At 39.1% G+C, this 19,486-nt stretch carries 17 protein-coding genes; 12 read left to right on the plus strand and 5 right to left on the minus strand.

Annotation, left to right across the window (positions count from 1 at the left end; translation table 11 throughout):
- Positions 1-23 precede the first annotated feature (23 nt).
- From trmFO to ADI76_RS03840, 12 genes are all read left to right on the plus strand, one after another.
- Positions 24-1,358 carry a methylenetetrahydrofolate--tRNA-(uracil(54)-C(5))-methyltransferase (FADH(2)-oxidizing) TrmFO gene (gene trmFO / locus ADI76_RS03785; RefSeq protein ID WP_049514821.1) on the plus strand — a complete coding sequence of 445 codons (1,335 nt, stop codon included), beginning with the start codon at positions 24-26 and terminating at the stop codon, positions 1,356-1,358.
- A gap of 93 nt (positions 1,359-1,451) precedes the next feature.
- The gene (locus ADI76_RS03790; RefSeq protein WP_049514822.1) at positions 1,452-2,279 is read left to right on the plus strand and encodes an alpha/beta hydrolase; all 828 of its coding nucleotides are present in this window, start codon (positions 1,452-1,454) and stop codon (positions 2,277-2,279) included.
- A gap of 39 nt (positions 2,280-2,318) precedes the next feature.
- Positions 2,319-3,059 (plus strand): esterase family protein, encoded by a 741-nt coding sequence (locus ADI76_RS03795; RefSeq protein ID WP_003007387.1) that lies wholly within the window; start codon positions 2,319-2,321, stop codon positions 3,057-3,059.
- Between the two features lie 21 nt (positions 3,060-3,080).
- Positions 3,081-4,247, plus strand: a complete 1,167-nt coding sequence (locus ADI76_RS03800; RefSeq protein WP_049514823.1) for an ATP-grasp domain-containing protein — start codon at positions 3,081-3,083, stop codon at positions 4,245-4,247.
- A 219-nt stretch (positions 4,248-4,466) separates the two neighbouring features.
- Positions 4,467-5,435, plus strand: coding sequence for a thiamine pyrophosphate-dependent dehydrogenase E1 component subunit alpha (locus ADI76_RS03805; protein ID WP_049514824.1), 969 nt, complete (start codon positions 4,467-4,469; stop codon positions 5,433-5,435).
- A gap of 16 nt (positions 5,436-5,451) precedes the next feature.
- Positions 5,452-6,444 carry an alpha-ketoacid dehydrogenase subunit beta gene (locus ADI76_RS03810; protein WP_003011072.1) on the plus strand — a complete coding sequence of 331 codons (993 nt, stop codon included), beginning with the start codon at positions 5,452-5,454 and terminating at the stop codon, positions 6,442-6,444.
- A gap of 333 nt (positions 6,445-6,777) precedes the next feature.
- Positions 6,778-7,821: a dihydrolipoamide acetyltransferase gene (locus tag ADI76_RS03815; protein WP_049514825.1), complete on the plus strand. Its 1,044-nt coding sequence runs from the start codon at positions 6,778-6,780 to the stop codon at positions 7,819-7,821.
- Between the two features lie 41 nt (positions 7,822-7,862).
- Positions 7,863-9,569: a dihydrolipoyl dehydrogenase gene (gene lpdA, locus ADI76_RS03820; RefSeq protein WP_049514826.1), complete on the plus strand. Its 1,707-nt coding sequence runs from the start codon at positions 7,863-7,865 to the stop codon at positions 9,567-9,569.
- 229 nt (positions 9,570-9,798) lie between these two features.
- A complete protein-coding gene (locus ADI76_RS03825; protein ID WP_049514827.1) occupies positions 9,799-10,788 on the plus strand; it encodes a lipoate--protein ligase in 990 nt (329 codons plus the stop codon).
- A gap of 218 nt (positions 10,789-11,006) precedes the next feature.
- Positions 11,007-13,016: a DUF1430 domain-containing protein gene (locus ADI76_RS03830; RefSeq protein WP_049514828.1), complete on the plus strand. Its 2,010-nt coding sequence runs from the start codon at positions 11,007-11,009 to the stop codon at positions 13,014-13,016.
- Position 13,017: 1 nt separating this feature from the next.
- Complete coding sequence (locus tag ADI76_RS03835; RefSeq protein ID WP_049514829.1) at positions 13,018-13,644, plus strand: putative bacteriocin export ABC transporter; 627 nt, start codon at positions 13,018-13,020, stop codon at positions 13,642-13,644.
- A gap of 213 nt (positions 13,645-13,857) precedes the next feature.
- Positions 13,858-14,499, plus strand: a complete 642-nt coding sequence (locus ADI76_RS03840; protein ID WP_049514830.1) for a hypothetical protein — start codon at positions 13,858-13,860, stop codon at positions 14,497-14,499.
- Between the two features lie 84 nt (positions 14,500-14,583).
- On the opposite strand, the gene xerS is transcribed toward ADI76_RS03840, so the two are convergent.
- The 5 genes from xerS to ADI76_RS03860 form a co-directional block, all read right to left on the minus strand.
- Positions 14,584-15,654, minus strand: coding sequence for a tyrosine recombinase XerS (xerS, locus tag ADI76_RS03845; protein ID WP_049514831.1), 1,071 nt, complete (start codon positions 15,652-15,654; stop codon positions 14,584-14,586).
- A gap of 275 nt (positions 15,655-15,929) precedes the next feature.
- On the minus strand, positions 15,930-17,150 hold the full coding sequence (locus tag ADI76_RS03850) for a zinc-ribbon domain-containing protein (protein WP_239683616.1): 1,221 nt from the start codon (positions 17,148-17,150) through the stop codon (positions 15,930-15,932).
- Between the two features lie 107 nt (positions 17,151-17,257).
- Positions 17,258-17,647 carry a zinc-ribbon domain-containing protein gene (locus ADI76_RS11670; protein WP_239683617.1) on the minus strand — a complete coding sequence of 130 codons (390 nt, stop codon included), beginning with the start codon at positions 17,645-17,647 and terminating at the stop codon, positions 17,258-17,260.
- Positions 17,648-17,655: 8 nt separating this feature from the next.
- The gene (locus tag ADI76_RS03855) at positions 17,656-18,369 is read right to left on the minus strand and encodes a hypothetical protein (RefSeq protein WP_006151858.1); all 714 of its coding nucleotides are present in this window, start codon (positions 18,367-18,369) and stop codon (positions 17,656-17,658) included.
- Positions 18,362-19,486 (minus strand): hypothetical protein (locus tag ADI76_RS03860; RefSeq protein ID WP_049514832.1); only part of this gene is annotated, 1,125 nt, incomplete at its 5' end. The genes ADI76_RS03860 and ADI76_RS03855, both read right to left, overlap by 8 nt.

Consider the following 19,486-nt stretch of genomic DNA (forward strand, 5'->3'; position numbering starts at 1 on the left):
ACATCCAAAGAGGTATTAGTGTCATGTCTCAATCTTATATCAATGTTATCGGTGCGGGCCTTGCTGGCTCGGAAGCGGCTTTCCAAATTGCCCAACAAGGTATCCCGGTGAAGCTTTATGAAATGCGTGGGGTCAAATCCACTCCGCAACACAAAACAGACAATTTTGCTGAGTTAGTCTGTTCCAACTCTCTTCGTGGGGATTCGTTGACCAATGCTGTCGGGCTCCTCAAAGAAGAAATGCGCCGTTTGGGTTCTGTCATCCTTGAAGCAGCGGAAGCGACTCGTGTGCCGGCTGGAGGAGCACTGGCTGTGGACCGCGAAGGCTTTGCTAGCCGAGTGACCGAGAAGGTGTCCCAACACCCGCTCATTGAAGTTATTCGTGATGAAATTACGGAATTGCCGACAGATGCTATCACACTGGTTGCAACGGGACCTCTAACCAGCGATGCCTTGGCAGAAAAGATCCACGCGCTCAATGGTGGAGATGGCTTCTATTTCTATGATGCAGCGGCACCAATCATCGATGTTAATACAGTCGATATGAACAAGGTTTATCTCAAGTCTCGCTATGACAAAGGCGAGGCAGCCTATCTCAACTGCCCAATGACCAAACAAGAGTTTATGGATTTCCATGAGGCCTTGGTTAACGCGGAAGAAGCCCCGCTTAACTCTTTTGAAAAAGAAAAGTATTTCGAAGGTTGTATGCCAATTGAAGTCATGGCTAAACGAGGCATTAAAACCATGCTCTATGGTCCTATGAAGCCAGTTGGACTCGAGTATCCGGATGATTACAAAGGACCTCGTGATGGGGAATTTAAGACGCCATACGCAGTCGTTCAGCTTCGCCAAGACAATGCGGCGGCTAGCCTCTACAATATCGTTGGCTTCCAAACTCACCTTAAATGGGGTGAGCAAAAGCGGGTCTTCCAAATGATCCCCGGTTTAGAAAATGCGGAGTTTGTTCGTTACGGCGTCATGCACCGCAATTCTTACATGGACTCTCCAAACCTTCTTGAACAAACTTATCGTTCGAAGAAACAACCAAACCTCTTCTTTGCAGGTCAAATGACAGGAGTGGAGGGCTATGTTGAATCTGCAGCTTCTGGCTTAGTTGCTGGGATCAATGCAGCTCGCCTCTTTAAAGGAGAAGAAGCAGCTATTTTCCCTGAAACAACTGCTATCGGAAGCTTGGCCCACTATATCACTCATGCCGACAGCAAACATTTCCAACCTATGAATGTTAACTTTGGGATTATCAAGGATCTAGAAGGTCCACGCATTCGGGATAAAAAGGAACGTTATGAGAAAATTGCCGAACGTTCCTTGCAAGATTTGGCTCAGTTTATGGAAAAATAACCCAAGAAAGGAAAAAGTTTGGAGAAAATCCAGACTTTTTCTTCTAAAAATGGTATAATGAATAAAATTTAGAATATAGAGAGTTTTCTGACAATGAACAAATCCTATTTTTATTTAGATATGAAGACACACGAATTGAAAGTGCCTTATACCGGAAAACTCCGTCGTGTGAGAGTCTTATTACCTAAGAATTATGAAACAGATACTGATCGACGCTATCCTGTTGTCTATTTTCATGATGGCCAGAATGTTCTCTATAGCAAGGAAGCTTTTGCAGGTCATTCCTGGAAGGTGATTCCAGCCATTAAGCGGAATCCTGATATTAGCCGCATGATTGTCGTTGCGATCGATAATGATGGTTTCCAACGCATGAATGAATACTCTGCCTGGAAATACAAGGAATCTAATATTCCTGGAATGCAATTTGGTGGCAAGGGCGTTGAGTACGGAGAGTTCGTTATGGAAGTGGTCAAACCTTTCATTGACCAAGAATACCGAACGCTTGCTGACAGAGAACATACAGCCATGATTGGTTCTTCCTTGGGTGGGAATATTACCCAATTCTTGGGCTTAGAGTACCAAGATCAAATCGGTTGTTTAGGGGTCTTTTCATCCGCTAACTGGCTACACCAAGATGCCTTCAATCACTATATTGAACGCAAAAAATTATATGCAGACCAACGGATCTACATTTATGTGGGAACTGAAGAAGCTGATGAAACGGATAAAACGCTGATGGCAGGGAACATCAAGCAAGCCTATATTGATTCATCTCTTCGTTATTATCATGACGTCATCCAACAAGGGGTGGATCTCAATCATATTGCCATTCGGATTCAATCTGGAGCTATTCACCACGAAGAAGCTTGGGCTGAACATTTACCAGAATGCCTTCGTTTTTTGGCAGAAAATTGGGATTAATGGACTCAGAACAAATCAATAGAGAGAAAGAGGGAACCTATGAATATTGAACATCTAAGCCACTGGAGTGGCCAACTTAACCGTGAAATGTATTTGAACCGCTATGGACACGCAGGTATTCCTGTTGTGGTCTTCGCTTCATCAGGTGGAAGCCATAACGAGTACTATGACTTTGGTATGATTGATGCTTGTGCTCAGTTTATCGAAGAAGGTCGGGTTCAATTCTTCACCCTTTCGAGTGTGGATAGTGAGAGCTGGCTTTGTGATTGGAAAAACCCTCATGATCGAGCTGAAATGCACCGTGCTTACGAGCGCTATGTGATTGAAGAAGCGATTCCTTTTATCAAACACAAAACAGGCTGGTTTGACCCGATGATGACAACTGGTTGCTCTATGGGTGCCTACCATGCCCTCAATTTCTTCTTGCAACATCCAGACGTCTTCAACAAAGTGATTTCCTTGAGTGGTGTCTATGACGCTCGTTTCTTTGTTGGTGATTTTGGAGGCGATGAAGCCATTTACCAAAACTCTCCATCTGATTATATCTGGAACCAAAATGATGGCTGGTTTATCGATCGTTACCGTCAGGCCGAAATCGTTGTTTGTACTGGTTTAGGAGCTTGGGAACAAGGCGGGCTTCCATCTTTCTACAAACTAAAAGAAGCCTTTGATCACAAAAACATTCCCGCTTGGTTCGCTGAATGGGGACATGATGTCGCCCACGATTGGGAATGGTGGCGCAAACAAATGCCCTATTTCCTAGGACAAATGTATCTATAAGTCAAAAGGGAGGAGACCTCTATGAATTATCTTGTTATTTCACCTTATTATCCACAAAATTTCCAACAATTTACCATTGAACTAGCTAACAAGGGAATCACAGTCTTGGGAATTGGTCAAGAGCCGTACGAACAGTTAGATGAGCCTTTGCGCAATAGTTTGACAGAGTATTTCCGAGTTGAAAATTTGGAAAATCTGGACGAAGTGAAGCGTGCGGTAGCCTTTCTCTTTTACAAACATGGTCCAATCGATCGTATCGAATCCCACAATGAGTATTGGTTGGAATTGGATGCAGCGCTTCGGGAGCAATTCAATGTCTTCGGGGCTAAGCCAAAAGATTTGAAGAAAACCAAGTTCAAATCCGAAATGAAGAAACTCTTCAAGAAGGCTGGAGTCCCAGTCGTTCCGGGTGCTGTGGTTAAAACAGAAAAAGACATTGATAAGGCCGTGAAGAAGATTGGGTTACCATTGATTGCTAAGCCTGACAATGGGGTAGGAGCAGCAGCAACCTTCAAGATCGAAACGCCAGAAGATGTGGACCATTTCAAGGCAGAATGGGATGGCAATACTGAGTATTTCTTTGAGAAATTCGTCACTTCTAGTGAGATTTGTACCTTTGATGGTCTAGTGGATCGTGACGGCAACATTGTTTTTTCAACTACATTTGACTATGCTTATACGCCACTCGATTTGATGCTCTACAAGATGGACAACTCTTATTATGTTCTTAAAGAGATGGATCCAAAATTGCGTCAATACGGGGAAGCGATTGTCAAAGCCTTTGGTATGAAGGAACGTTTCTTCCACATTGAGTTCTTCCGCGATGGGGATGACTATATTGCGATCGAGTACAATAATCGCCCTGCAGGTGGCTTTACCATCGACGTCTACAACTACGCTCACTCGATTGATTTGTACCGTGGCTATGCTGCCATCGTAGCAGGGGAACCCTTCCCGGCTTCTGAGTTTGAACCCCTTTATTGCTTGGCAACTTCTCGTCGTGCCAATGCAGCCTATGCTCTGTCAGAAGAAGAAGTTTTGGCTAAATACCATGATCAATTCCGTGTCAAGAAAGATATGCCTGCAGCCTTTGCGGAACTTCAAGGTGATTACCTTTACATGTTAACAACGCCTAGTCGTGAAGTATTAGAACAAATGATTCATGACTTTGGTCAACGCCAATCATAAGATAACGACCGGTAGGATAGGATCCTATCGGTTTTTTATATTTTAATGCAATCTCATGAAAGAAAAGTTTGTGAAATAGTTTATTTTAAGTTGAAAATGCTTATAAAACCTTCCTCCAAGGTATATAGTTTGTGAAATCATTTGAGCATTATTTTTGACAGTGCTTTCATTTTTGGCTAGAATGAAAGAGAATGAATAAATGCTAAGAAAGGCGAAATGATGGCAACATTAGATAAAAGTCTCTTATTGGAAATGTTCCGTAAAATGGAAGAAATCCGTCGCATGGACTTAAAAATTGCACAGTTAGTAAAAAAAGGGAAAGTGCCAGGAATGACGCACTTTTCTGTTGGGGAAGAAGCGGCTAACGTTGGAGCGATGCTGGCTTTAAATGATGACGATTTGCTGACATCTAACCACCGTGGTCACGGTCAAGCGATCGCTAAAGGTATCGACCTGAATGGCATGATGGCTGAAATCCTAGGCAAGTATACTGGTACTTGTAAAGGGAAGGGAGGCTCTATGCATATCGCTGACCTGGATGCTGGTAACCTTGGTGCCAACGGGATCGTTGGTGGTGGTATGGGGATTGCTGTAGGGGCTGCCCTTACTCAACAAATGCATAAGACTGGTAAGATTGTTGTCTGCTTCTTTGGAGATGGTGCAACCAATGAAGGTGTCTTTCACGAAGCGGTCAATATGGCTTCCATCTGGAACCTACCAGTAATTTTCTACTGTATTAATAATGGTTATGGAATCTCTGCTGACATCAAGAAAATGACTAATGTCAAGCATATCCACGAACGTAGTGCTGCTTACGGCATTCCTGGAATGTTTATTCCTGATGGAAACAATGTTATCGATGTCTATGAAGGATTCCAAAAAGCTGTTGAACACGTCCGCTCTGGTAAAGGTCCTGTCTTGATTGAAAGTGTTACCTATCGTTGGCTTGGTCACTCTTCATCTGACCCTGGTAAATACCGCACCCGTGAAGAAGTCGAAGAGTGGAAGAAGAAAGATCCAATTGAAAACCTTCGCAAGTATCTCCTTGAAAATGAAATTGCGAGCGCAGAAGAATTGGATCAGATTCAAGAAGAAGTGAAAGAAGCCGTTGAAGCTTCAGTGAAATTTGCGGAAGAAAGCCCATTCCCTCCACTCGAATCAGCTTTCGAAGATATTTACGCAGACTAAGGGGGAGTAGAGAATTATGGAAACTAAATTAATGTCTTTCCGCGATACCATTATCCTTGCTATGTCTGAGGAAATGCGTCGCGACGAAAATGTATTGTTGATGGGAGAAGATGTCGGAGTTTTCGGTGGAGACTTCGGAACTTCAGTAGGAATGCTTGAGGAATTCGGTCCAGAACGTGTCCGTGACTGTCCGATTTCTGAGGCTGCGATTTCAGGTGCAGCGGCAGGTGCAGCTATGACCGGACTTCGCCCAATCGTTGATATGACCTTCATGGATTTCTCAGTGATTGCCATGGATGCTATCGTCAACCAAGCTGCGAAGACGCGCTACATGTTTGGTGGAAAAGGGCAAGTACCGATGACCATTCGCTGTGCTGCCGGTAACGGAGTTGGATCTGCAGCTCAACACTCCCAATCTTTGGAATCATGGTTCACCCATATTCCTGGTTTGAAAGTTGTTGCTCCTGGTACGCCAGCGGATATGAAGGGACTGCTTAAGTCTTCTATTCGCGACAACAACCCCGTTATCATTCTCGAATATAAATCAGAATTCAACCAAAAAGGGGAAGTGCCAGTTGATCCAGACTACACGATTCCACTTGGTGTCGGAGAAATCAAACGCGAAGGAACTGACGTCACTGTCGTAACCTACGGGAAAATGCTTCGTCGCGTGATGCAAGCAGCTGAAGAATTGGCAGAAGAAGGCATCTCAGTAGAAGTAGTAGACCCACGGACCTTGGTCCCACTCGATAAAGAGATCATCATTAATTCTGTCAAGAAGACAGGAAAAGTAGTCCTTGTCAATGATGCCCACAAAACAAGTGGCTATATCGGTGAAATTTCAGCTATCATTTCTGAATCAGAAGCATTTGATTACTTGGATGCACCGATCCGCCGTTGTGCGGGGGAAGATGTGCCAATGCCTTACGCACAAAACCTTGAAAATGCAATGATTCCAACAGTTGAAAGCATCAAAGATGCCATTCGTAAAACGTATAACAAAGAATAATACATAACATAAATTATGTAATATCATTTAAATTAGACGAGGAAACTTTGTATCTTTTTAGGTACAAAGTTCTCTGCGTCCTTGTTATCTTAGATTAGAGCACGGGCTAAAAGCTCGGAAAAAAGATAAATCTCCTTGACTTCATCGAAGTCTGTGTCGATTTCCTATTTTTCGGTCGCTTTTAAACGCCCTTTGCATCATAAAATTGAACTCGGGCTAAAGTCTGTGTGAAAAAGATAAACTTTCCTAGAAACTAAAGTTTCTTCGTCAAGTTTCCTATTTTCACTTTGACTTTTGACGCCCTTAGTATCTTATAATAGAATAGGAGAGGTCATGGCTGATGATAAGCTAAGAGCGACTCCTGCGGCTAGAAAATTAGCGGATGATCTTGGGATCAACCTCTATGATGTTTCTGGTTCAGGCGCAAACGGTCGTGTCCACAAAGAAGACGTGGAAACATATAAAGACACAAATGTGGTTCGCATTTCACCACTTGCAAAACGAATTGCTTTAGAACACAACATTGCTTGGCAAGAAATCCAAGGAACTGGTCATCGTGGTAAGATCATGAAGAAGGACGTCCTTGCTTTTCTTCCTGAAAATATTGAGAAGGATACCATTAAGTCACCTGCTCAAATTGAGAAGGTAGAAGAGGCTCCTGATAATGTAACACTTTATGGTGAAATCGAGCGAATTCCGATGACACCAATGCGTAAGGTGATTGCTCAACGGATGGTGGAATCTTATTTGACAGCACCAACCTTTACTTTGAACTATGACGTTGATATGTCTCAAATGTTAGCCCTTCGTAAGAAAGTATTGGATCCAATCATGGAAGCGACTGGCAAGAAAGTCACTGTAACAGATTTGCTTTCTCTTGCGGTTGTTAAGACCTTGATGAAACATCCATACATCAATGCGTCATTAACAGAAGATGGCAAAACCATCATCACTCACAACTATGTCAACTTGGCTATGGCGGTTGGGATGGACAATGGGCTGATGACACCGGTTGTCTATAACGCAGAAAAGATGACTTTATCAGAGTTGGTGGTAGCCTTCAAGGACGTTATCGGACGTACCTTGGACGGTAAATTAGCACCAAGCGAATTGCAAAATTCAACCTTTACTATCAGTAACTTGGGGATGTTTGGCGTTCAATCTTTTGGACCGATTATCAACCAACCAAACTCTGCCATTCTTGGGGTTAGCGCAACTGTTGAAAAACCAGTTGTAGTTAATGGTGAAATCGTCATTCGTCCAATCATGAGCTTGGGCTTGACCATTGACCACCGCGTTGTCGATGGTATGGCTGGTGCCAAATTCATGAAAGACTTGAAAGCCTTGATTGAAGACCCGATTTCAATGTTGGTCTAATCAACGAGAGAGAATAGAAACAAGAAAAAGAGGGAAATAAAATGGCCTTAGAAGTAATTATGCCAAAAGCCGGCGTAGATATGACCGAAGGACAAATCGTTCAGTGGAATAAAAAAGTCGGCGAATTTGTAAAAGAAGGAGAAATTCTCCTTGAAATCATGACAGATAAAGTCAGCATGGAATTGGAAGCTGAAGAAGATGGCTACTTGATTGCTATCTTAAAAGGGGACGGCGAGACTGTTCCTGTAACAGAAGTGATTGGTTATCTTGGTGAGGAAGGAGAAAACATCCCAACAGCTGGAGCAGCAACACCAGAAGCAAGTCCAGCGCCAGCTGCAGCAAGTGCTTCAAATGATGACAATAAGAGCGATGATGCTTATGATATCGTAGTGATCGGTGGTGGTCCTGCTGGTTACGTATCTGCTATCAAGGCAGCTCAATTGGGTGGTAAAGTTGCTCTTGTTGAGAAATCTGAACTTGGTGGAACTTGCTTGAACCGCGGATGTATCCCAACTAAGACTTACCTCCACAACGCTGAAATTATTGAGAATATCGGCCATGCGGCAAATCGTGGGATCATCATTGACAATCCTAGCTTCACAGTGGATATGGACAAGGTTCTTGAAACTAAGAACAAGGTCGTAAATACTTTGGTTGGTGGTGTTGCAGGACTTCTTCGTAGCTACGGAGTTGATGTTCATAAGGGTATCGGTACCATTACGAAAGATAAGAATGTTTTGGTCAATGATTCTGAGTTACTTGAAACTAAGAAGATTATCCTTGCTGGTGGTTCAAAAGTAAGCAAAATCAACGTTCCTGGCATGGAATCATCCCTTGTAATGACGAGTGATGACATCTTGGATATGAATGAAGTCCCAGAAAGCCTTGTGATCATTGGTGGTGGGGTTGTCGGTATCGAACTTGGTCAAGCCTTCATGACCTTTGGTTCTAAGGTTACGGTCATCGAAATGATGGATCGCATTGTCCCAGCAATGGATGCGGAAGTATCTAAGAACCTTCGCTTGATCCTTGAACGTAAGGGAATGACCATATTGACTGATACGAAACTGCAAGAAATCATTGAAGAAGATGGCAAACTCCGTATCAAGGTTGAAGGAAAAGACGATATCATTGCAAATAAAGCTCTTCTTTCAATCGGTCGTGTTCCAGATCTTGAAGGAATCGGTGAAGTGGAGTTTGAATTGGATCGTGGTCGTATCAAGGTCAATGAATACATGGAAACATCTGTTCCAGGTATCTATGCGCCAGGTGATATCAACGGTACGAAGATGTTAGCCCACGCTGCCTTCCGTATGGGTGAAGTAGCGGCTGAAAATGCTCTTAAAGGAAATCACCATGTTGCTAAATTGAACTTGACTCCTGCAGCTATTTACACACTTCCTGAAGTTGCGGCTGTTGGTTTGACAGAGGAACAAGCTCGTGAGAAATATGATGTCCAAATCGGTAAATTCAACTTTGCAGCTAACGGACGTGCCATTGCATCAGATGCGGCTCAAGGATTTGTAAAAGTCATTGCAGACAAGAAATATGGTGAAGTTCTTGGGGTTCACATCATTGGTCCAGCAGCTGCTGAATTGATCAACGAAGCTTCTACCATCATTGAGATGGAAATCACTGTAGAAGAAATGCTCAAGACCATCCATGGGCACCCAACCTTCTCAGAAGTGATGTACGAAGCCTTTGCGGATGTACTTGGCTTGGCAGTTCACTCACCTAAGAAGAAATAATATTATTATTTCAATTAGATTTTCTTAAAGTAGTACGGACGGCAACGACCTCTCTTAGAGTTCCATGCCTAAAAATTGAGCCTCTAGTCTCAATTTTTCCGAGAAATGTAACGAGTTATCGTTACATTTCTTTTTACTACTTCAGAAAATTAAGTGAAATTCAACTATTTCTGTCTAATGCTCATCCTGCTATGAGTAGGATTTATAAAACGAATTTTTTGGAATTACTATGAAATACATTATTAATTATTCAAATGATACTGCTTTTAATATTGCTTTAGAAGAGTATGCCTTTAAGCATCTATTGGATGAGGATCAAATCTTCCTTCTCTGGATTAACAAACCATCTATCATTGTAGGTCGTCACCAAAATACCATTGAAGAGATCAACCGTGACTACGTTCGGGAGCATGGAATTGAAGTGGTCCGTCGGATCAGTGGTGGTGGAGCTGTTTACCATGATTTGAACAACCTTAACTATACCATCATTTCAAAAGAAGATGAAAACAAGGCCTTTGACTTCAAGAGCTTCTCTACTCCAGTTATCAATACTTTAGCTGAACTTGGTGTTAAAGCTGAATTTACAGGCCGTAACGACTTGGAAATCGACGGTAAGAAATTCTGTGGCAATGCCCAAGCCTATATCAATGGACGGATCATGCACCATGGTTGTCTTCTCTTTGACGTGGATTTGTCAGTCCTATCTAACGCACTTAAAGTGTCTAAAGATAAGTTTGAATCAAAAGGGGTTAAATCAGTCCGTGCTCGAGTAACTAATATTATCGATGAGTTGCCAGAAAAGATCACTGTTGAAGAGTTCCGTGACCTACTTTTGGACTACATGAAGAAAGAATATCCTGAGATGACAGAATATGTCTTCTCAGATGAAGAATTGGCGGAGATTAACCGTATTAAGGAAACCAAGTTCGGTACCTGGGATTGGAACTATGGGAAGTCCCCTGAATACAATGTCCGTCGTGGCACTAAATTCCCTAGCGGTAAGGTGGAAATCTTCGCGAATGTTATTGAATCCAAAATCCAAGACATCAAGATTTATGGAGACTTCTTTGGTATCGAAGATGTTGCAGCAGTAGAAGATGTCCTTCGTGGTGTCAAATACGAACGCGAAGACGTTCTTAAAGCCCTACAAACCATTAACTTAGGTCGTTACTTCGCAGGAATCACTGCAAAAGAAATTGCTGAGGCTGTGGTGGAATAAAGTCATAAGAGATTCGCAGAAGCGGATCTTTTTTTGAAACTAGTTTCACATAGAAATTATTGTTTTACTAAGGATTTTGTAGTATAGTAAAGGTGGAAAAGTGTATTCGTTTACAAAGAATGTAACTATAATTTATAAAACTCAGTAATTATTAAACAACGAAATTAATTGACTAGCTAGGTATTACTTTCCTTTTCTGCTTTAGAAAGTGTGATGATATGAAACGTGTCTTTATTATTTTATCAAACCTTTTCATCTCTAGCTTTTTGATTTGGATTGCCTTTATTTCTCCAAATACGGTTGTCCACAGCAGTCGTCCGGTAGTAGGTGTGCTGAGACGAGAAAAGAGCGTCACATATGAAGAGTTATCTTCCAGTTTAGACCGTTTGGCAAGGGAAAATCATAGTATAATTGCCCGTCAGATACAAAGAACAGATTCTAAAGGGCAGGTTGTTTTCACCTATGATATCTACGGAGAGGGAAAACTTCCTCTTGGAATTAAAAGAGAGAAGAAAGAACTGGCTGCCAATAAAAGCCTGGTAGTGAATTATTATGTATTAACAGGTGATTTAGAAACTGAAAAGCTGGATCAAACGCTTCATACTCTTGGTTTCTCACAAACTTTTATAGAGAAACCAAATCCTCTGCAGACCTTTATTGCCTTTTTTGGCTCAGGTTCACAATCACTTGCCTTGGTTATTTTTATCATTAGTTTTAGCGCTTTGACGATTATACAAAAAACACTTGAAATGAGAAGCGCTGGGATTCGATATATCTCAGGAATGAGACGCTTGCAACTTTTTGGACATTCCTTAAAAGATGATAGTATAGAGTTGCTTTTTGGATGTATTGTCGCAAGTATAATGGGTGCGGTTTTGATTTATTCTTTCCAATTAACACCTTTTACCTATTCCGTCATCATTTCAAGTAGTATCATTTACAATGGGATGTTACTTATTTTATCTGCTATCTTATCCTTCATTTTTGCATATAGTATTCAAACGATTCATTTAGTCCCCCTTTTAAAAGGAAAGGTTCCATTAAAGCGCATTTTGGTTTTCCTCTTTATTTGTCAATTTCTCGCTGTTGCACTAATTGGCCTTGCGGTTCATCGAATCAGTATTTATGGATCGGTCTGGCAAACTTACCAAGAGGGAAGTGAGGCTTGGTCAAAACAGTCGAATTGGGTCCAAATTGGTGAAAATCGGGAGGATTTTTCACAGAAAACAAACAAAGAGACGCAAATTGAGAACAGAGCAAAATGGTCTAAGCTCATCGAGTCTGGTATTGAAAATGGTGGTCTTTTAGCTTATCATCATCTCGTATTTTTTAGTTCAAAAGGAGTTATGACGGATCCTAGTACAGGTAAAGAGTTTTCAATCACAGATTACGATCCACTTGCACGAACTCTCTATGTAACTCCAAATTACCTCGAAATCCAAGGTGTACCAGTTTCTCATGAAGTAAAAGATCACTTAAATCACTTACAAGCAGGAGAATTTGGTCTCTTACTTCCAGAAAAATTAAAAGGTCAAGAAGAGGGGATGATCAAACGATATGAAGATTATCTATCTCCTCGAGATGATCAAGGAAATATCACCTTATCAATGAAGGCGCAGGTAACGTATATTCCGAATCATCAAAAACGCTTTATCTACAACAACACACCAATCAGCTACAAGCAATTCTTTACAGATCCTGTTTTAGTGGTTATTCAACCTGAAAGTTTTGGAGGCTATGTGAATCCATATTTCACCGATCTAAATCCCTACCTTTATTTTAATGGACTTCAGAATAGTAAAAAACTAGTCGCTGAGTATAATCTTGAAAAAAGTGTTAGTCAGTACGACTATGCAGTGGACGTTTACCAGCAAATAGCCCAATCCATACAAATAGAAAATCTCATGGCGATTGCAGGAGGAGTCTTTGGTATAGCAACCTCTGTTCTTCTTTTTAACACTATGAATTTCCTATATTTTGAAGAGTTTAGAAAACAAATCTTCTTGAAGAAGATTGCAGGTCTGGGATTTGTGAACATTCACCAAATGATTTTGCTCTCAGAAAGTAGCCTCTTACTATTAGGAAGCCTCCTGGTATTCGTTCTCACTTCGGAATGGTGGATTGCTCTTGTCACTCTCTTGCTATTTATTACTAATGCTTGGTTCATTCTCCTGTATCGGTCTCATAAAGAAGATCACTTGTTAGCCACTGTACTGAAAGGAGCCTAATATGATTAGCGTAGAACATTTAACCAAATCATTTGGACAACGAACGGTCTTTCAAGATTTGAGCTTGCAATTTACAGAAGGTAAGGTCTATGCTCTGATCGGAAATAGTGGGTGTGGTAAAACAACCTTGCTCAATATCTTGGCGAAGATAGAGCCTTATGAAAAAGGGAGTATAAGCTATAAAGGGCAAGAACTGAAACAAATCAAACAGCATCACTTCTTTAAGCATGAATTAGGCTATCTCTTTCAAAACTTTGGCCTACTTGAAAACGAGACTATCGCTACAAATTTAGATTTGGGATTGATTGGGCAAAAATTAACGAAAAAAGAGAAGAAGCAACAAGAAGAAGAAGTGCTCAAAAAAGTAGGATTGGCTTACCTTGCTCTGGATCAAAAGATTTATGAATTATCGGGGGGAGAGGCGCAACGTGTCGCATTAGCTAAAGTTATTTTAAAAGATCCACCTTTAATTTTGGCAGATGAACTAACTGCAGCACTGGATCCAGAAACCTCACAAGAGGTGATGGACTTGCTCTTAATGTTAAAGAATCAAGATCGTATAATCATTATTGCAACCCATAATCCAGTAATTTGGGAAAAAGCTGACGAAGTGGTAAAACTCAACTAGTCCATGGCTGAAGAATGGTTTGATTTTCTACATTATCTTTTATAGGTAGCTATTCATGAGGTATAGGCTGATGAAAAAAAAGATCATGTCAAACAAAAATTTTTAAGATTTATCATCAAAAGTTAGTTCATGAAACGGCCTCTTTTCTTGATATTCAAAAATAATGAGAGTAGAATATAGAGGAAATCTGAACAAAAAAGGGGATCATATTCGATGATGAAAATTCCAGTGGAAAAACTTGGTCTATTTGAACAGTTAGATCGTATAGTAGTGGCTTTTTTTAGCAAGCAACAACCTTCAAGTCCATATGATTTGAATATCAGTATTACACAAGAACACCTTGACCAGAAAAAGCAAGAGCTCGAACCATTAGGATATCAAACTGTCAAACTACCATTAGGAATGGCTTTAGATAATGTCATCCAGCAACCTCATTATCAAAACTTAATCATTGGTGGACTTGCTCCCGACGAAATTATCGTCAGCAAAGAAGAATTAATGCCCTTGAAAGATATTGTGGATAGTTTTTGTATTATGTACGCTGCAGCGAATAACAGACTGGAAAATAGTAAGGCTTATGAATTAATGAAAGATAAGACGGTTTATTTTATTGGTAAACTATTTACAGATATTCCAAAAGCCGGTGATGAAATTGCTTATTTAGGAATTGATCGAATAGCGGGCGATGGTACACCATATGAAGCTGTTAAATGCTTTCTAACGGAAGAGAGTGCAGAGAAATTCAATGATGAAAAAAGACCGGTCACCCCTGCAAACTTGGCCTATCTAAAATCATTTTGGGGAAAACCAGTCATTATTGAGCCACACCGTAATTATTGGATTGAATTTTTATAGAAAGAATAAAAGAGCGTAAGATTTCATAAAAAATCCTACGCTCTTTTATTAACGCTAAATATTACATAATTTATGTTATGTATTTTATAAACTATCCAAGGCATTTTTCTGTTCGTCATTAACGATATGCGTATACAAGTCGGTAACTTGTGTGCTAGCATGTCCTAGCTGGTGGCTGACCAAAACTTGGGATTTGGTTGCATCATAGAGACGGGTTGCAAGAGTATGGCGCAGTTTATGGGGAGTTACGCGGACTTTAAAGTCTTCTGAATACTTGGCGACCATTTTTTCAACACTAGAAGCATCGATACGATTTGGAACACCTCTATACATAGTTAGAAAGAGAGCTGTATCAGTCTTTTCTGTCTTATAACGTTTGTCTCGAATAGCAAGATATTGCTCTAAATAGGGTTTAGCAAAGGCAGCCACATTGACTGAGTCTCTTTTTCCACCTTTTCGAGTAACATCAATCACCATCATTTTAAGGTTAAGATCTCGAAGATCTAGGTTAACTGCCTCAGAAAGACGGACACCAGAGGCAAGAAGGAGTGCGATAATGGCTAAATCTCGTTCTTTATTCTTATTAAAGGAGGATAAGGCACGATTGGAGAGTGTTTGAGGGTACTCCTGGTCGATATAGTTCAGGAAACCTTCTGTCTCATCACCTAAAAAGAGCTTTTGTTTGATATTTTCAGCTCGGGCCGCCAAAGTTTCTTTCTTTTTCTTGGTAGCAACCTTCTTCATGACATTACGGTAGAAATAAGGTTCCCCTTGCTCGTTTTCAACTTCCTCAGTCAAATACTTATACAGACTAGAAAGTGCAGAAAGGGTACGGTTAATGGTTGTTTGAGAAACCCCGTTTTTCGTCGTATTGGCATTGAGCAGAGGACGTTCACGCAAGTAAAGGATAAAGGATTCAATGTCTTTTTTGGTCATGTGCTCCAGAACCTCTAAAGGGATATTAGCCATGGTGTCAGCATCTGATATACCAGATTCTAAGACCCAGGTGAAAAATCGATCGTATTCCTTTAAGTATTCGTATAAGGTCGTAAAACTATATGGAACGGCCAGTTTTGATTGGTAATATTCTAAGACGTACCAAGGCATGACTTGTTTGAGTTTATCGATGCGTTCTAATAAGATCTCGCGTTTCATGTTTTTCTCCAAATCTTTCTATACTAGTAGTATAGCATAGCCAGATATATTTTTCAAGAAAATTATAGTTTTTCGGAAAGATGTTATAGAGGATCTTTGAGTTAACTGGAAAAAATTTTTCTCGAAATAATGTACTTTATTCCCGTGAAAACTAAATCTTTCGCATACTAAAATTCTGTACACTATCTACTTGAAAACTAAAAATACAATCTTTTAAAATAATGTACTTTATAAAAATCTATGATAAAAAACAAGTTCAAATTTGAACCTGTTTTTTAAATTTTCCTATAAGGAACAAAATGTTCTCTTTTTCGTCTACGCCCTTTACAAAATATGCATGGCTCGATAGATCGTTTTACATTTGCAATCTTATCTACAATAGCCATTCTATAACGATGCTCTGGATTATTCTTACAAATCCACCAAAATCTTAATTGCGTATTATTTGGGATTCTTTCTGGATCCCCTAGAATAAGATTGTTAAGATAGTCCCACTCGTTCATCAAATCTTCAAATGAGATATTATCTTGTCTTTCTTTTAATTCTGCACAAAATGGACACATTTCTTTAAGATCTTTTGTCTCGGAATTTAAATACTTATTTAATATAATGCTGAAGCGCTCATGAAATTCGAAGTTACATTCTTTGCAGCGCCATAAATAAAACCTTTTTTCAGTTAATAATGGAACAAAACTATCTATTGAGACTTTATTATTTGGTGCCCACAATTTTGCTAGTTCAGGGTACAAATAATCAAATGTATTATACCCATTCAGAGGCTTATCGTTGTTACAGAAAGGACAACACTGAGAAACTTCTCTTCGAATTGGGATAGAACATAAATATGTCCCATGACACTTTGAACAATCCCACCAATATTTTTTCGTTTCTATTGTTGTCTGAGATAAATGAATAGGAATTTTATTTTTATCGCTCCATTCTTTGATGAGTTTTGGTTCTTTAAGGAAAATATTATTTTTAAATACCTCAGTCCTCCAGTCACATTGATTGGGACATGTTTGAAAGTTTTGATTTTCTAAATCGGTTCGACTGATCATTTCGGCTGGGCTACATTGAAAGTTGATTTTACAACAAGGACAAACCCAACTAACTACATTATTTGACTTAAACCAATATTCGGAAAAATCCCTTTCATTACTGAGGTCCCAAAATTCCCTCAAATAGGGATGTGTTTCATTTAGTGTATTAAAATCCTGAAGTTTTTCTCTATTTGAACAAAATGGACAAGACCTATCTGTTTTTTCAAATAGTGAGCATGAATACTCTCCGTGACAATTCGTACATTCCCATAACACATGAACATTAGATAATACATCAACTTGATTAGGTGTATTATTGTTCCTTTTAGACCACTCCTTGAGCATGGAAGAATTTAAAAAAGATAGAGGAGAAACATCAAAATCTTTATCCAATAACTCTTCAAATGAAGAATGACACTCCAAACAGTAATGACCACTTCTTTTAATTCGGTTCAATAATCTATCAATAGATAATTCAAATTTGCAATGACACTTATCACATTCCCAATGGATAGGTACTGTTATATTGTAACTCAGCTTCAGTTCGTTAAATTTAAATTTGTTTAAATGTTCGCTCTTAATTGACACGTCGGACATTTAAAATTGAATTTTCTTTTACTATTGAACGGCAAGGTAAGAAGTTTCTCATCTAATTCTTCATCTCGCTCAATGCTGTAGTTTATATAATTTCTGAAATCGGGATAAACCTGAAGGACGCTCTCATTTTCATCAATGGAACGTTCACCTAATCCACAATGGGGGCAACACCTAAGATATTCATAACTGTCAAGCTGCACATCAATGATTTTCGCTTCCCAATGGTGTTGACAATAAGGGCAAGACCAATAGGCATATTTTAAACTATTTGACGATAATTTTTTGGGGTCAAGAACATTTCGTTTTTGATCCCAGTACATGTAAATAGCTGGATTATCTTTAACTTTCTTGTTCATTTCTTTCCTCATTTATAATTAGTTTTGCTGTCTAGTAAGTTTTTAATAGAAACCACTTTAGTTGATTTTTGAGGATTTTCTTGTTCAATAAGACCACCAGAATGAAAATCTATTTCTGAATCAGCGGTGATGATATTGTCTGCTAGGAAATCCTCACTGATAACCTTTTGAGAATATTTTAACAATCCTTCTTCTTTTAAAAGCTCATTCGCAATTTCTGGATAGACACTTGTTTTGATTATTTGTAATAGTTTTTGATTCTCATCACTTAACTCATTTTCTCTTTGTAGCTTCTGTTTTAAATCTTCATTAGTTGACTGTAGTTCAGAATTTAAACTACGTAACTTATCTGCTTCTTGTTTATAGCTGGCCGCAATGTTTGCTATTTTCTTGTAGTATTGGCTAATTTCCACCAATGCTCTTTTCATAGCACCTGGAGCACGATTTTTTGCCATAAAATTGTCAGGATCTATGGTCTTATAAGTAATTACAGCTTCATAATTTTCATCTTGGTATTTAATTTCACTTTCTTTTAAAAAATCCCTGAATCTTTTATTACGTCTAATGGTTGTATCCGCAACATTTTGATAGCCATTATTCCTAACATAGTCACCAAACCGAGGGATTTTTACCAAGCTTAAATCACAGGAACACTGGGAAATTAAATACTGTTCAAACAAATGAATCAATTCATCATCAGAAATTGATTTCTTTCTAGCCATTAGACTTATTCTCCTCTAAAGATAGTTGTTTAGCATTTAAGTAATCTTGATAGGTATTGCTAACTGTTTTTAATTTCAACAAAGCTTCTCCAATATCTTCAATATGACCTTTCCCTTGCCTAACTTTTCTAATCGCTTCATCTACAACCATAGCTTTTTCATCAACTGACTTTTTAAATGTTTTATCCATTGAAAAATAATCTTTACCTGCTTTACGGTAAAAAGGGCAGCTCGTACAAGCACCTAGTTCTGCATGCTCACTAATAACTTTCAGACAATCTGAATAATCACCTTTCGCAAAGCGGGGTGAGTAACACCGTCCTTTATTTTCTAAAGTGATGTATTGTCCTTGTGCTGTATAAAATGGCTGTCTCTTACTTATGGTGTAATTCGTATTCTTACTCGTTAGTTTACGATACATTTGATAACTACGACATTCAATAAATTGGCTTAAATTTGAAAAATAGTGAGATGAAGTTGTCACATCTTCATGACCAGCTAAAAGCATAGCTGTAACAGGACTAGCCCCTTCTGCAATTAAATTGATCATTGCAATGTGTCTCGTATCCCCAATATGAATCAAATTAATCTCGTTTTCATCTAATCTAGCTGGAAAACTAAAATAATTAACTTGATAACCGTATTTTTGAGAAATAATCTCATTAAAAAAATACCTCAAAATAGTATTGAGATTAGTGTAAGTTAAAAATCGGTTATTAACACCTGTTCGACGACCCCAACGGTTATAATGAGGATCAGTCACAAATAATGTATCTAATTTAGTAGAATTATTATTTTCCGTAAGTTTGAGGTAAGTCTTTATTTCAGAAGCTAATGAATTAGTAATTTCATAAGTATTCAAAGTATAATCTTCAGAAATTTTATGTGCAACAAGTCGATCCCTTCCTTTGATTATATTTCTCCTTAATGTAAGAAAATATTTTCCATCTTTCTCGGTTAAACAGTTTCTTTGTATTAAAAGAAATTCTCTTGGCCTTAAAGGTAAAATTGCTGTAATCTGCCACCAGAGATACAATGGATAATAAAATAGACGTTCTTTCTTAGATAATGTTTGAGACCAATAATCATTTAAAATGTCATTAAAAGTAAAATAGGA

The sequence above is a fragment of the Streptococcus parasanguinis genome (assembly GCF_001074805.1).
GTDB lineage: Bacteria > Bacillota > Bacilli > Lactobacillales > Streptococcaceae > Streptococcus > Streptococcus parasanguinis_A.

Bases quoted from the DNA above. Each gene is read 5' to 3' on its own strand.
- trmFO (WP_049514821.1), top strand. From the start codon at position 24: ATGTCTCAATCTTATATCAATGTTATCGGTGCGGGCCTTGCTGGCTCG.
- ADI76_RS03790 (WP_049514822.1), top strand. From the start codon at position 1,452: ATGAACAAATCCTATTTTTATTTAGATATGAAGACACACGAATTGAAA.
- ADI76_RS03795 (WP_003007387.1), top strand. From the start codon at position 2,319: ATGAATATTGAACATCTAAGCCACTGGAGTGGCCAACTTAACCGTGAA.
- ADI76_RS03800 (WP_049514823.1), top strand. From the start codon at position 3,081: ATGAATTATCTTGTTATTTCACCTTATTATCCACAAAATTTCCAACAA.
- ADI76_RS03805 (WP_049514824.1), top strand. From the start codon at position 4,467: ATGGCAACATTAGATAAAAGTCTCTTATTGGAAATGTTCCGTAAAATG.
- ADI76_RS03810 (WP_003011072.1), top strand. From the start codon at position 5,452: ATGGAAACTAAATTAATGTCTTTCCGCGATACCATTATCCTTGCTATG.
- ADI76_RS03815 (WP_049514825.1), top strand. From the start codon at position 6,778: ATGGCTGATGATAAGCTAAGAGCGACTCCTGCGGCTAGAAAATTAGCG.
- lpdA (WP_049514826.1), top strand. From the start codon at position 7,863: ATGGCCTTAGAAGTAATTATGCCAAAAGCCGGCGTAGATATGACCGAA.
- ADI76_RS03825 (WP_049514827.1), top strand. From the start codon at position 9,799: ATGAAATACATTATTAATTATTCAAATGATACTGCTTTTAATATTGCT.
- ADI76_RS03830 (WP_049514828.1), top strand. From the start codon at position 11,007: ATGAAACGTGTCTTTATTATTTTATCAAACCTTTTCATCTCTAGCTTT.
- ADI76_RS03835 (WP_049514829.1), top strand. From the start codon at position 13,018: ATGATTAGCGTAGAACATTTAACCAAATCATTTGGACAACGAACGGTC.
- ADI76_RS03840 (WP_049514830.1), top strand. From the start codon at position 13,858: ATGATGAAAATTCCAGTGGAAAAACTTGGTCTATTTGAACAGTTAGAT.
- xerS (WP_049514831.1), bottom strand. From the start codon at position 15,654: ATGAAACGCGAGATCTTATTAGAACGCATCGATAAACTCAAACAAGTC.
- ADI76_RS11670 (WP_239683617.1), bottom strand. From the start codon at position 17,647: ATGAACAAGAAAGTTAAAGATAATCCAGCTATTTACATGTACTGGGAT.
- ADI76_RS03855 (WP_006151858.1), bottom strand. From the start codon at position 18,369: ATGGCTAGAAAGAAATCAATTTCTGATGATGAATTGATTCATTTGTTT.